General features: G+C 39.7%; 4 protein-coding genes. 2 read left to right on the top strand and 2 right to left on the bottom strand.

All coding sequences use genetic code 11. The features are described 5' to 3' along the window. Positions 1-36: 36 nt before the first annotated feature. The gene (locus ACNR9Q_RS09855; protein ID WP_419211046.1) at positions 37-1,782 is read left to right on the top strand and encodes a RagB/SusD family nutrient uptake outer membrane protein; all 1,746 of its coding nucleotides are present in this window, start codon (positions 37-39) and stop codon (positions 1,780-1,782) included. 101 nt (positions 1,783-1,883) lie between these two features. Next, positions 1,884-5,444 carry a VCBS repeat-containing protein gene (locus ACNR9Q_RS09850; protein WP_419211045.1) on the top strand — a complete coding sequence of 1,187 codons (3,561 nt, stop codon included), beginning with the start codon at positions 1,884-1,886 and terminating at the stop codon, positions 5,442-5,444. On the opposite strand, the gene ACNR9Q_RS09845 is transcribed toward ACNR9Q_RS09850, so the two are convergent. Both ACNR9Q_RS09845 and ACNR9Q_RS09840 read right to left on the bottom strand, forming a co-directional pair. Then, the gene (locus ACNR9Q_RS09845) at positions 5,445-6,164 is read right to left on the bottom strand and encodes a prolyl oligopeptidase family serine peptidase (protein WP_419211044.1); all 720 of its coding nucleotides are present in this window, start codon (positions 6,162-6,164) and stop codon (positions 5,445-5,447) included. A 180-nt stretch (positions 6,165-6,344) separates the two neighbouring features. Then, positions 6,345-14,942 (bottom strand): T9SS type B sorting domain-containing protein, encoded by an 8,598-nt coding sequence (locus tag ACNR9Q_RS09840; protein ID WP_419211043.1) that lies wholly within the window; start codon positions 14,940-14,942, stop codon positions 6,345-6,347. Positions 14,943-15,064 lie beyond the last annotated feature (122 nt).

Below are 15,064 nucleotides of genomic sequence, written 5' to 3'. Positions count from 1 at the left end.
ATTATGTCATCAAAAAATAATTTTTTAAAAAAAAATATGAAAAAAGAAAAAAATTCTAAGAAAATTGTCATCCTTTTGGTTGGGCTACTTACATTCGGCTTATCCTGTAGTGATGAGTTTTTGGAGATAGCGCCTACAGGCTCATTGGCAGATGCACAGGTAAGCACGGCTGAAGGCTTAGATGGGCTATTAATTGGTACCTATTCAATGATAAACGGATACCTAGATGGTAACCGCGGTTCAACTCCAAACGCATGGCTTATGGGTTCCATACTCGGTGGTGATGCAAATAAAGGTACAGATCCAGGAGATGGGGCTATACTAGCAACATTTCAAAGGTTTCAAGCTGACGCAACTTTATCCGAGATAAATGCATTATGGAAAGCACGCTATGAAGGTGTTAACCGTGCCAATGTGGTATTGAAAACTGTTACTAAAAACATAGACAACCTTACTTCGCAAAAAGCCACAAGCTTGCGGGCGGAAGCTAGAATGTTAAGAGGACATTTTTATTTTGATCTTAAAAAGAACTTCAATAATATTGTGGTTTTTGACGAAACCGTACCGCAGGATTCAATAGCTTTAATTCCTAATAATGGTGATGCTTGGGCACAAATTGAAGCCGATTTTCAATTTGCTTACGATAATTTACCAGAACTTACGGATGCCGGAAGGGTTAACAAATGGGCTGCAGCTTCATACATGGGTAAAGCAAAATTATACCAGAAAAAATATGGTGAGGCTAAAGATTGGTTCGATGATGTTATCGCCAATGGTAAAAGTTGGAATGGAACTAAATATGACCTATTGGATGATTATGCAAAAGTTTTCAATGCAGCCTTCGATAATCATGAAGAGGCAATTATGGATGTAGAATCTTCTAACAATACTGGAACGGTAAATAATGCGAATTGGTTTGATGATTTGAACTATCCTTACCTTACTGGATCCGAAGGTCCGGGCGACTGCTGTGGCTTCTTCCAACCAAGCTTTGAATTGGCAAATTCCTTTAGAACTACTACGGACGGTTTACCATTACTTGATAAATCATACAGAAATCCTGAAAATTCCGTTAAATCGGATATGGGAATAGCTTCTACTGAACCTTTTACGCCAGATGCAGGCCCACTTGATCCAAGAATTGACTTTTCAATCGGTAGAAGAGATATTCCATATTTGGGGTGGAAGCCTCATCCTGGTCAAGCATGGATAAGGGTTCAGAACTATGGTGGACCATATTCTCCAAAAAAGTTTGTCTATTATGCAGATCAGGAGGGTACTCTTACCGATGCTAGCTCTTGGACACGGGGTTACGCTACTATGAATTATCCCATTATCCGGTACGCTGACGTATTATTAATGGCAGCAGAGGCAGAAGTAGAAGCAGGTTCCCTGGAACAAGCTCGTACATACGTTAATTTGGTCAGAGAAAGAGCAGCAAATTCTCAATTTTGGATTAAAGATGAAGATGGAACGGATGCGGCTAATTATGTGATAGAAGAGTATCCTGTTTCAGAATTCGCAACCAAGGAATTAGCTAATAGAGCGATTCGATTTGAACGTAAATTAGAACTTTCTGGAGAAGGCCACCGCTTCTTTGATTTAGTACGATGGGGCGTTGCTGCAGAAGAAATTAATGAATACCTCAAATATGAGGCTAAATTCTTACCAGCTGCCTATACGGGAGGTAATTTTACAGCAGGTAAAGATGAATATAGGGCGATTCCACAGACCCAAATAGATTTACAGCCTGGGGTGCTGACACAAAATCCCGGATATTAATTTTTAAATTCAGCATTATAAGAAGCTGCCAATTATGGCAGCTTTTTTTTGCTTCTTTACCTAGGTTCTCGCATATTTGTAGTGTTTATATCTCCATAAGAATGAAGTATTTTAAAACCAAAATTACATTTGTCTTAGTTCTGATTATCGTATCTGGATGTACTGAAAAAAAAATAAGAACATTGTTCACAAAAGTGGATCCGAATATTTCCCGATTAACTTTTAACAATCAGCTATTTGAAAATGACTCAATCAATATTTTAGATAACGAATTTGTTTATAATGGTGCGGGCGTAGCTATTGCCGATATAAACGGAGATGGTTTACAAGATATTTTTCTGGCTGGAAATCAAGTCGACAATAAATTATACCTCAATACGGGTGAATTAAAATTCAAGGATATTAGCAAAGAGGCACAAATTGGAAAAACCGATACACTACAATGGTCATCAGGTGTAACAATCGTTGATGTCAATTTAGATGGTTTACAAGATATATACATATGCAATACGTTTAGAAAAGACAGTCTTTTAAGAAAAAATTTACTATTCATCAATCAAGGGAATACAAAAACAACAAATATTCCATATTTTAAAGAAGAAGCTGCTTCGTATGGCTTGGATGATCAAACATATTCCTCTCACGCCCAATTTTTCGATTATGATAATGACGGGGATTTAGATGTTTTCATCGGTGTTAATAGAATTGAAGGTATTAATCCAAACCAATTTAGTCCCTTAACCGATGATGGTTCCTCAAAAAGTAAAGATGTTCTTTACGAGAATGTATACGTAGATAGTATACAACAAAGAAAATTTATCGACGTTTCCGAAAAAGCTGGAATACGTTATCACGGATATAGCCACAGTACTTTAATCAATGATTTTAATGAGGATGGTTGGCCAGATATTTATGTAGCCAACGATTTCTTAAGTAACGACCTCATTTATATAAACAATCAAGACGGGACCTTTACTAATAGGGCTGGTGATATTTTTAAACATTTTAGTCTATCCTCAATGGGTAGTGATTTAGCGGATGTTGACAACAACGGTAAAATGGACATTTTCACTACTGAGATGCAGCCATACTATAATAAAAGAAAAAAATTATTTCAAGGACCAAGTAGTTATCAGAAAGAAATTTTTACAAGAAAATATAAATACGAACATCAGTATACCCGAAATACTTTACAAAAAAATTTAGGTGTAAATCCAAAAACCGACCTTCCTATTTTTGGTGACATAGGTATGTTCTCTGGAATTCAAGAAACCGATTGGAGCTGGGCACCTCTTTTTGCCGATTACGACAATGATGGCTGGAAGGATTTATTGATTACAAATGGTTTTCCTAAGGATGTCACCGATAGGGATTTTGGTGACTTTAGAATTACCGCAAGTAGATTAGTGAGTAAAGAGAAATTAATTGCGGCCATTCCTGAAATAAAAATTCCGAATTTTATTTTCAAAAACAATAAAGGAGCAGGATTCATAGACGAAACAAAATCTTGGGGATTCGATTTTGGTTCTTTTTCAAATGGCGCTGCTTACGGAGATTTAGACAACGACGGGGATTTAGACCTAGTAATCAATAATATAAATGACCCCGTAATTTTAATGGAGAATCATAGTAATAGTCAATCTCCAAAAAAGCACTTCATACGCATCAATTTAATAGGTACCGAATTGAATCCTTCGGCAATTGGCAGTACTGTAATCGCATATTTTAATGGTAAACAACAAAGACAATCGGTAATGGCCGGTCGAGGTTATCTATCACAACCAGAAAGAACTATTCATTTTGGTTTAGGAGCTACTTCAAAACTCGATAGTCTTATAATCGTTTGGCCAGATGGTACTGCGCAAGTTGAAAAGAATTTACGAATTAACGGCCTTAATGATATTAGACCACAACAAAACAAAATTCAACATAGATTTAAAAAAAACACTCCTTTATTTGAAGAAATTGCTAATACGATAGGCTTAAACTTTTTTAGTAAGGACGATGATTTTATCGATTTTAACTTTCAGAGTACTTTGCCACATAAATTCTCGCAATATGGCCCTTCCATTTCAACAGGGGATGTAAATGGAGATAATCTTGAAGACGTATTCATCGCTGGCAGTAGAGGCCAAAATGAAGCATGGTTTTTACAACAAGCGAACGGTGTATTTAAAAAAAGGGAAGTATCTTATAAGAGTAATAAGAAACTCGAAGAGGATGCTGGTTCTCTGCTATTCGATGCGGATGGAGATGGGGATGAAGATCTATATATAGTTCGAGGATGCGGTCAATATCCCTCTGGTGACGAACTCTATAAAGATAAATTATTGATTAATGACGGTTCAGGAGTTTTTAAGGATGTATCTGATGCAATACCAGATTTGAATTCTAATGGATCCTGCGTAAAGGCTGTAGATTTTGATAAGGATGGTGATTTAGATCTTTTTGTAGGGAGTAGGGTTCTACCTTTTTCATATCCCAAGGCAGATAGATCTTATATTTTTGAAAATCAGTCATCCCCAAATAACATCAAGTTCGTAGATATAACTGAAAAGGTAAATCCAGAACTGAAATTCGCCGGAATGATAAGTGATGCCCTTTGGACGGATTTCAACGGTGATTTTTGGCCCGACCTAATTTTGGCAGGGGAATATATGCCTCTTAGATTTTTCAAAAACGACAAAGGAAAATTGACGGAAATCACCGATGATACAGGTATATCGAACGAGTCCGGTTGGTGGAATAGTTTAGCTGGAGCGGATTTGGACAACGATGGTGATACCGATTATATAGCAGGTAACTTTGGTGGTAATATTAATTTCAAAGGTACTGCAGAAGAACCTATTCGATTATATGCCAAAGATTTAGATAAAAATGGTACTATTGACCCTTTATTATCATTTTACCTAAGAGATAGTATAGGAACTAAGAAGGAATATTTATATCATCCTTGGCAAGACGTTACAAAGCAATATGTAGGTATACGAAAAAAGTTCAACTCATTTGGTGCTTTCGGTACATCAACTCTACCAGAAATGTTTTCAGATGGCCTTCTTGATGATGCTGAAATACATACTTTCAATTATATGCAAACATCTTGGTTTGAAAATCTTGGTGACGGCAAATTTAAAATACATAAACTTCCTATTGAAGCACAGTATGGACCTGTTTACGGCATTTTACCTAAAGATATTGACAATGATAATTTTGTAGATCTCTTGATGGTAGGAAATGATTTTGGAATGGAGGTTCAGCAAGGAATGGCAGATGCATTAGTAGGTTTGGTTCTTAAGAATCATGGACCAAACGGTTTTGAAACTTTACCATTGAACGATACCAACTTCTATGTACCTGGGGACGGAAAGGCTCTGGTAAGTGTTTTCGCCAATAATAGAGAATTATTTATTGCCTCCCAAAATAATGACTCATTACAAGTTTTTCAAATCAAGAAAAATCTTGAGATGAAATCCGTAAATTTCAAAAAAGGTGAATCAAAAGCTAAAATAATTTTTAAGGATGGCACCGAACGATTGAGGGAGGCTTATTGGGGCGATACTTTTCAATCACAAACCTCGCAAAAAATAATAGTTTCGAATAATATTGAAAAAATAGTTTTTTTTAATGCGAATGGTGAACAAACAAGAACAATAAAGCAATAATCATTTTTTCAATTCCTGATCCATAAACCATTCGTACAATTCTTCTGTATCGTATGCTTTAACCCAGGCATTATGACCAACATTGGGGTATTTGGTAAAGGTAACATCATAGCCCATTTCTTTTAATTTGGCCACCATAGTCTCCGATTCTTCGATAGGAATCGATTTATCTTTCTCACCATGAAAAACCCATATCGGCATTTTTTTGTTGATCCATGATGCGTAGGGTACCGGACTCATTCCACAAACTACCGCCATAGCCGCAAAAGTTTCAGGATATTGCACAGCTAGCTCCCATGCAGCACCCCCTCCCCTGCTCAATCCCGTTAAGTAAATTCTATTCCTGTCAATTCTATTATCGTTTACGATAGAATCTAAAAGCTGTTTTACGGCTCTCGTGTTCCACCATTTTTTTGCATACGGATTTTGTGGTGCAAGAATTAAAAATGGAAATTTTTTACCTTGAACGATTAGTTTTGGGGGACCGTTTCTTTTTACGGTTACCAAACTATCCCCTGATTCCCCACCACCATGTAAAAAAAGAAGTAAGGGGAATTTTTTATCCGGTTCATCCTGATAATCTTCTGGATAATATAGATAATAGGCAAGATTTTCCTTTACATCGGTTTCCATTACCGAATCTAAAAGAATAGGTTTTGCCTGGGAAGCGCAGCTTTGAAAAATAATCAATAGTAAAAAATAGCTTAGATACTTAATCACTTCTAGTTCATTTTAGCTATCAAATGTACCTAAAAAGGATTGTTTATATGAACTTTGTGAAAATGTGCGCAGAATAATTGTAGTTAATTCGAGATTACGCTAAATATCAATTTTTTTCGGAAAGTAAAAAAGGAGATACCTATAATAATATGTATCTCCTCATCAACAATGATTAACACTTTATCTATAAAGGGTAAAATGTCCAACATATCTTATTTGGTTACTGTTGGCATTCACAACATACCAATAATCGCCGGTGGGTACTTCTTTACCATCATAGGTACCGTCCCAGCCGCTTACCTCATTTAAGACAGCCACCACCCGACCGTATCTATCATAAATTTTCACATCTACCCCAGCAAAGAGATCTCTATTTTTTGGAGACCAAACATCATTCAAGTTATCGCCATCTGGAGTAAAGAAATTGGGAAATTCTAACATTCCTGTAAATTCGAATGGTACATTTAATTCTAGAATACATCCCTTAGCATCTATTACCTTAACATTGACCATACCACTTTCATTGGTCGTAAATAGGGTCTCTGAACCAAAAGAGTCTCCATTAAAGAAATACTCATATTCTCCGTAACCCCCGGTTGCCAAAGCCGTAATCTCATTGGGGCCAGTTTTATCAACGGACAAGGTTAAGGGATCATAAGGATCAATGGAAAATTCAACCCTATTGGCACAGCCATTTTCATGATAAATGTAGACCGTATGGTCTCCAGGGGTTAAATCTCCCCAAACATGTTCATCGGTCGCCATTGAGCTAATTGCATCGGTCGGATCTATGGGATCCAGTGCAAATAGCAACTGAGGGAGCAAATTATTATCAATCATTTCAATTGTAGTCGTACTCGTTGGGAATATACCCTCACAACCGTATTGCACAAGAGGTTCTGCTGTTAAGTCTACACCTATTCCTATAGTAAAAATTTCTGTGGTACCACATAAATTGGCATCTTGAACATAGATTGCATATGAAGCTCCTCCTTGTAAATTTTCAATAATCGCTCCGTTGTAGGGAGCAAATACCGAAGTACCCGATTCATCTACTGGGTCGATCATTTCAATTTTATATTCGAAATATGGGGTTGGGTTCACCAAAACATCGTTAAATGGTGTTCCGCCCATAATATCGAATACGACGCTTCCGTTATTAGCACCAATACAAAGCTCAGGCGTGGTACTGATATTTAGCACCTGTAGTTGATCTGGTTCTTCTACGGTAATGAAATCCTTTTCAAAACATCCATTTTCATCCTGAATCAATATCTCATAGGTGCCCGCAGCAAGATTTTCGAAAGTATAGCTACCTGGGTTATCGATATCGGTAAAAAATTCATTGAAATTTGGTGCTATGGCAAATTGGATCAAACCAACACCACCATCACTAACCGTAACTGTTATAGAACCATCTTCTTCTCCATTACAGCTTACGTCCGTTGCCACCGCGTCGAAAATTATAGGCTCAGGCCTAATAATTTCAAATGGCTCTGAGATATCCATACATGTAGCTCCGCTTGTTACTGCTACATAATATTCAGTTCCATTTGCAATGCTTCCTTCCGATAAACCTTCAAAAGTACCATTGTTCTGTGGACCTCTAACTAAAGTAGCAGTCGATGCCGGATTAAAGGCATCAATGGGATTTCCTCTGTATAAGAAAAACTCGTCTTGCCCTACACCACCATTTACAAACGATTCTATTCTACCATCCAATTCTGATGCACAAGAAATATCATCCGGTGAATTAGCCAGTATGGTAATACCGGTTGCATTAGTCATCGTTATACCATTTGATCGTATGGCGGGACAAACTCCTGCGGAATTTATCTTTCTAACATCAAACTGATAGTTAATTCCCTGAACACCGGAAATTAAAATGGAATTCCCTGGCATGGGTTGATAAGAACCTACCACTACACCATTCTCTATAGGGGCAAACTCGTACGTAAACAAAGGGTCAGGATTCTCAACCGTCAAACGCATCTCCCCATCACCTCCACAACCAGGCACCCTTGTTAGAACCAATAAAGGTTGTATAGGGGGCGGTGGATCTACAAAATAGGGTTCGGTCACAAATGAACATCCAAAGCTGGAAGATACCTCGATGGCATACCATCCCGCGCTGATAAAACCTCCACTATCGCCCACGAAGGTTGGGGTGTTTTGAAGTCCGCTTTGCGATGCAATATCGGTGTTATCATTACTGTTCAAATAAAGTAACGTGTAATTATAGCCCGCTCCTGCATAACCTCCGCTTGCCCCTGAGGTCGCCGTTAGTGCATCTCCAGAAGTGATATCAAATGTTTCGAGAATGGCATTGTTTCCATTAGGGCAATCCAATCCTTGTGGTTCCCTGATTCCGGCAACGATTTGGGGAACCTCCCCCAATTCAATTTCAAAAGTAGTCGTACATAACTCAGAATCCCTGATTTCTATTTGATAAAATCCATAGGATAAACTATTGAACTCATTCGTGGCCGAAAATGGAGCTATTTCAGCAGTATAGTTCGCCCCGCCATCTGTACTGAACAATAATCTATACTCATAAGGCAATACATCCCATCCTCCATTACCGGTGGCTATAATTTTACCCGTATCGTTGGTACAACCCACATTACCAATAGAAACCGCTTCCACTTTCAAGGGACCGTTCGGTGTCCTGATAGTAGCTACGTTACTTATAGCGGTACAGAAGGGTGTTTCGGTGGAGGTAATATCTACAATTAAATTCCCGCCCGGTAAATTCTCGATACGTGCCTCTTGTGAATTGCTGTCCGGATAGTCATTCGTATCAAAACTACCTGATCCCAATGGTGTTGCTCTGCTAACATCTGTAGCTTCATAAACGATATAATCGTAGGTGCCAACATAATTTCCAACGGTTATGAACAAAGCACCATCATTTCCCGGATCCGCACAACTAACCGGTTTTGCCTCGCTGATCACCACAGTGGGTATGGCAGGTTCATGAACGGTATGGATGGGCATAGGATACGTACAACCAACTGTGTTATCCGTTACTTCGAATAAATAATCGCCAGCCGCAGGTAAAAGAACATCGACAAAGTCCTCCCCTGGAGTGTTAGTCACAGGCGAGACTGTAGCTACAGAAATTGTATTTACCGTGAAATCAGATGTACCGGTCACCTGAATTCTCACGCGCTCGTCATCGGTACAGGTTAAGGGTTCGACATCTATAATCGTAGGTATTACATCTGTAGGCGGATTTATAGTTGGTACATCGAAGGTGGTCTGGCAGCCATTACCGTCTATAGCATAAACGGTTATATTCTGTGGTAAGCCATTATCAACGATTTCAAAGGTATTCGCCGTTTGATAATTGGAAAAGCCAGTAATACTATATTGGTACCCAGAACCAACTGTTCCCACATCTACCACATTAATCGTAATCGTTGTCGAACTATACCGATTAGCTCCAGGTTCACAAGAAAAGTCAGGAGCACTTGCGGTAATGGTAAAGTCCAAAGGATTAGTTATAGTATGAACAGATGACAAAACTTCACAACCTCTAGCAGTCACTATTTGCATTTGATAATCCCCTGCCGGTAAGCCAGAAAACGCCCCCGTAGTATTACGCCCCTGTTCTGAAGAGGTCGTTAGATTGTTTAAAATATAGGTGATTGGAGTATCCTGTGAGGTAAAAGGCACCAAAGCGTTCGCCGGCCCTACCACAATTTCTATCGAACCATCGTCGGCATCCCTACAACTAATGTCAGTTGCATTTTCTGAAATAATAACAGGTTCGGCCGCTTGGTTTAAAGTGATATCGACAACGTTGAATTCACAGTAACCCGAACCATCGTTGACAATCCGGTCTGTAACTAAAACCTGATAGGTACCAGGAACGAGGCCCGTAAAGATAGGGTCATTTGTTTGTGTAATGGGTCCAACGGTATTTGAATTATAATCTGTTCCTGTAAGCTCAAAACTAAAATCTCCACTACCCCCATTTGTACGTATCGTAATTTCACCGTCTGCATCGTTACACGTAGAATCTGTAGTAAAATCCCCTGATCCAGAAAGGAAATCATAGACCGTTGCTGTACCTTGACTGGTACATCCATTTGCGTCCACCACGTCAACCACATAATCTCCAGGACTACTCACCGTGTAGGTATATGACCAATTTGTACCATCATCGGTGGGCAGTTGTTCATCTCCACCTAAGGTAAACCTTGGTGTATTAACCGTATTGGGAATACTTACCGTAATATCAAATGCGGTGGATGTTGGATCACATTGGTTGATTACTATAAAATCTGGAATCGGCAGGTCGGGTTGAAGCAATATCACCGTTGCTATATCAAAGGAGGTACACCCGGAAATATCCCTTACATAGACATCGTAATCACCTGCGGGAGCAACAAAGGTTGTTTCGCTGGTATAATCTGCCGGATAAGATGGTACAACACCATTATCCATGTAGGCGAATTCGTATGGTCCACCTGAACCGCCACGACCTTGAACCGTAATTTGACCAAAGGCATTACAGTTAGCCGGGACTTCTGAAAGAATATCTATACTGGGCAAGTTTTGATCGATGGTAACCGATGCCGCATCTACACATGAATCGGTCAGGTTGGTCACTACAATTTGATAATTGCCCGGTAACTCAGGATACGATGAACTATAAGGTACGGTAGCTGGCGAAATAGAATTTTCAAGTATAATCCTCGAACCGTCCTCATTATCTATTAGTTCTATTCTTAAATTGTCGCCAACGGTATAGCCCGAAATTTCATAAGCTATTTCTCCATTCCTGTTTAAATCACATGCGCCGGGAGTTGAGGTAGCGGTTACATTTAAGGTTGAGGGAGCATCTAATGGTGGTATTTCTTGTTCATAGGTACATCCCGTACCTACATCCAGAACAACTACCGTATAGGCTACACCGTACTGAATGCCATCTGTAGAATTACTAAAAGTATGGTCATTCGTATTAGGTGTATTATTAAGATTGTAAAAAGTAGGTTGTTCCAACAATCGTATTTGGTATGAGCCTGAGCCACCACTAACACTCACTGCATACGTAAAGGAACTGTCATCACAATCAACCGGAGCAGGTGGAGGTATCGGGGTGATCACTACCTCATTAGAGGTAATTGTAATGGTATCGATATCTGTACACCCATTTGCGTCAATTGTGATAATGGTATAATCACCGGTGACAAGGTTTGGGTCTAAAATCTGTAACGGAAGTGAGGATGGGTCTACATTCTCTTGACGGGTAATTTCAACTCCTGTATTATCCTCGATAATAAAGTCAAAATTAGGAGTTCCATCGGTAACGGCATCCACGCTAATTCCCCCACTTACCGGACCACTTCCACTACAAGTAGCTTGTACTTCTGTAATAGTGGCGTCGGGTGGAGAAGTTGTATCTAAAATAATATCAACAGTAGCGGGAACGGTTTCACAACCCCGTGCATCCCTCACTACATATGAATACGTTCCTACGGTAAGGTTTGAAAATACTGTTCGGGTATCCCACCCATTACCGTTAAAATTAACTTCATATGGAGGAACCCCGCTAGTCGCATCGGGTATGATGGTTACGGCACCGTTGTTGGTCTGCGAACAACTTACAGGTCTAGTCGTAACCGAAGCCGCTGCAATATTTTGAGGAGGATTTAAGGTAATAGGTGCAGAACTCGCAACACAACCCGTACTTGTAGTATTATTATCTGTAATTCTAAAAACATAATCCCCAGGTACTGCCGTATCAAAAAGAAAATTATTAGAAGTAAATGATATTGGGCTACCAAACGTGGTACCGCCATCAGAACTCACTTCATATGTTTTTGTTCCTGCTCCCGCTGTATACCCACCATTGACCTGTACCCTAATCTGTCCTGGGTTACCACCACAGGGTATTTCCGTTTCAATACTCGTATTGACCCGCAACTGTGGCTCAATAGTTATACTTATGGAATCTGAACAATTATTGCCATCAACGACTTCAAAAGTATAGTTCCCAGGGGTTAATGAGGAAAAAGAATTACTTAATTGTAAGCTTCCGCCATTCATACGGTATTGATGCGTACCAATAGCAGCGGAGCCAGCCGTTGAATTTAAAACCGCCGTCGCCCCCACACCTGCCACGTAGCAAAAATCTGAATTGCTCGTATCTAAAGAAAGGACAGGTGCATCAATTGGAATTAAATTAAACGTAAAAGAATCTGTACAGCCTTCTGAATCTTCAACTGTTAAGGTGTACATACCGACGGCAGACAGATTTCCAAAATTATTACCTGACTTTGGACCTATTGGAGAACCTATTGGCGGAGTCAGGGTATATTTGTAAGACCCCCAACCTCCTGTAGCATTGCCCCGAACTGCGCCAAGGTTTCCATTGGCACAACTCATTGGGGTAACTACACTACCACTTAAATCTAAGACAGGAGCTTCCTCAATATCGAATGAAGCCGTATCGGTACAACCGGTATCTGCATCGGTAACGGTTATGGTGTACGTACCAGCTCCAGATAGAGGCAAAGCAACCTCGTTGTTATTCTGAGGTCCTCCGGTAAACATTCCACCGTTAATATCATAGGTATAATTCGTTGCGAATCCATCAATAATGAATGTTCCCGTACCATCCGTAGCTCCATTACAAACCCTTAAATCGCCACCCGCCTTAACCCTCACTCTAATAGAACTAGATTCTACTGGTCTGAAACCTTCAGTATAGGTACATCCCTTAACATCGGTTATCCGAAAAATATAGGCCGTTGAGGTAGATAATCCTGTAAACGTATCATTACTACCGTTGTCAAAATAACTTGGACTTATAATCTCATACCTGTTTATAGCTTCGTTACTTGTGGGCGTTAGCTGAACATCTGAAGTTCCGGCAGAACAACTGATATTGCTTTGTGCAAAATCAATATTGGTAGGTGGGTCTACGTCAAAAATTTTAATTGGCGCCAACTCCAAACGACATCCCCCTGCATCACGAATAATGGGAGTATAAGTGCCGGCAGCTAAATTGGCATAGGAAGTATTGGTGGAAAAATTTGTACCATCAATGCTGAATTCATATCCACTGCCGGAACCTCCAGAGAATGGACCAACGAAATCGATTTGCCCTCCATTAGTGCCACCACTCGTACATGTAACATCTGAACTCTTACTTGCCGAACCCATTAAAGAACCAACTGTCGTTACCGTAACCGATGGTAAGGCTAAAGTACATTCAAAACCACCTTGCTGGTAATGCACTTCTATATTAGAATAGGTTCCAGCCGCAACCGAAATTTGTGGGGTGCTTACCCATGGTTCTGAAGGATTTTCTCGATAGGTAATATTGTATCCCCTTCCGTTGTTTATTGTAAAATTCAATTTTGCGCCACCGTTGCTACATGTACCATCAATTCCCGTTACCGAAATATCAGGGGGCAACAACGTTTCCACATCGGACGATGCATTTATAATACAGCCATTGCTATCGGTAATCACAAAATCATAGGTGCCATCAGAAGTAACCGTATACGTGGTAGTTCCTGAATCTGTAGTTGCGTTTCCAAAAGAAGGTTGAACAGGACCGCCGTTTACGGTATAGGTGTAAGGAGCTGAGCCACCACTCGCATTTAAGGTAATATCTACACTAGAAATATCTGAACATCCAAAACTACTATTAACCTCAGTGGAGGCATCTAATGCAGAAGCCCCAGCACCAATGGTGATAGGGTTTCCCGAAGTATCCAAATTTTGTCTTGGTGGATTGATACCATTCAAGGGATCTCCAGTACACTGTTGGGTTTCCACTTGAACCGTATAGGTACCAAAACCAACCGCAGAAAACGTATAGGGATTATCAGAAACAAACGCTGTAAATTCTTGCGCTACCCCGCTTGAATTAAGTAATGTATATTTATAAGGCCCTGGAACATTTGAGGCCGTAACCGTTACACTACCTGTATCGCCGTTACAAAGTGCATCCACAAAAGTGGCTTCAATTTCAATGTCGAGCTGTTCAATGGTAATTGGCTCATATGGATATTCACAAGTATTCGGCGTATTTTTCAACCTTGCCTTTACATTATAGGTATCCGCTGTCAAGTTTGAGAAAATTGGACCCTGCCATGGTCCAAAACCACTACCACTATCTATACTGTACTCATAAGCACTTGATAAATTAGTGATTTGAATCCTACCTTCTACACCGCAGATATAATCCTGCTTCTGATAGGTTTGAGTGATGGTACTCTTTTTAACTTTAAAATAATAGGTTTGTCCATCGGCAACTACCCGATATTCAGCACCGGAGGTCGCAGGTACCGAACTGGCATCCAACGTAAAAGTAGAACCTGTTGCAACTTGACTATAACAAGAACCGGTATTCGGGCAATCATCATTGATGTTCGGACTACAGGAACCTCCTAATTTCTGCCACGAAACGGAACCGTAAGATCCGGCCAAACTAATGATACGGTCATCATAATCTCCACAGAGATTAAAACGTGCTACGGTGAATCCTTGCACACTGCAACCTACTTCTTCATCAGCGCCTTGAATAATGGTAGCGAACATAGCGCTAGCTGACAAATTCGAATTTTGGTCGACGTAGCTCGATGAAGTTAAATTGGATTTTTTTGGGGGCGAAACGGTAACAGCTTTCTCGATCACGAGTGTGACCTCCTCTAAAAGGATTCCTACCTTAGAGTTGGCTATTGCCGTAGTACCAACAACTGATAGTAGAATCAGCAGTGATACATACAGCGTATACCGCTGTTGTTTTGGGAGCATAGGTTAAGGTTAGTTTGACAGAACAATTTTGATTTGGGGTCTTTATCGCTCTTAAGTGTATTTTTTTATACTTATATGTTATCTTTAAATAAAACTTGATTCCGTTAATATATTTCTAACGT

It is taken from the genome of Maribacter sp. X9, from assembly GCF_048537565.1.
Classification (GTDB): Bacteria; Bacteroidota; Bacteroidia; order Flavobacteriales; family Flavobacteriaceae; genus Maribacter.
This window is presented reverse-complemented; position numbering and strand designations above follow the sequence as displayed.

Bases quoted from the DNA above. Each gene is read 5' to 3' on its own strand.
- ACNR9Q_RS09850 (WP_419211045.1), top strand. From the start codon at position 1,884: ATGAAGTATTTTAAAACCAAAATTACATTTGTCTTAGTTCTGATTATC.
- ACNR9Q_RS09840 (WP_419211043.1), bottom strand. From the start codon at position 14,942: ATGCTCCCAAAACAACAGCGGTATACGCTGTATGTATCACTGCTGATT.
- ACNR9Q_RS09855 (WP_419211046.1), top strand. From the start codon at position 37: ATGAAAAAAGAAAAAAATTCTAAGAAAATTGTCATCCTTTTGGTTGGG.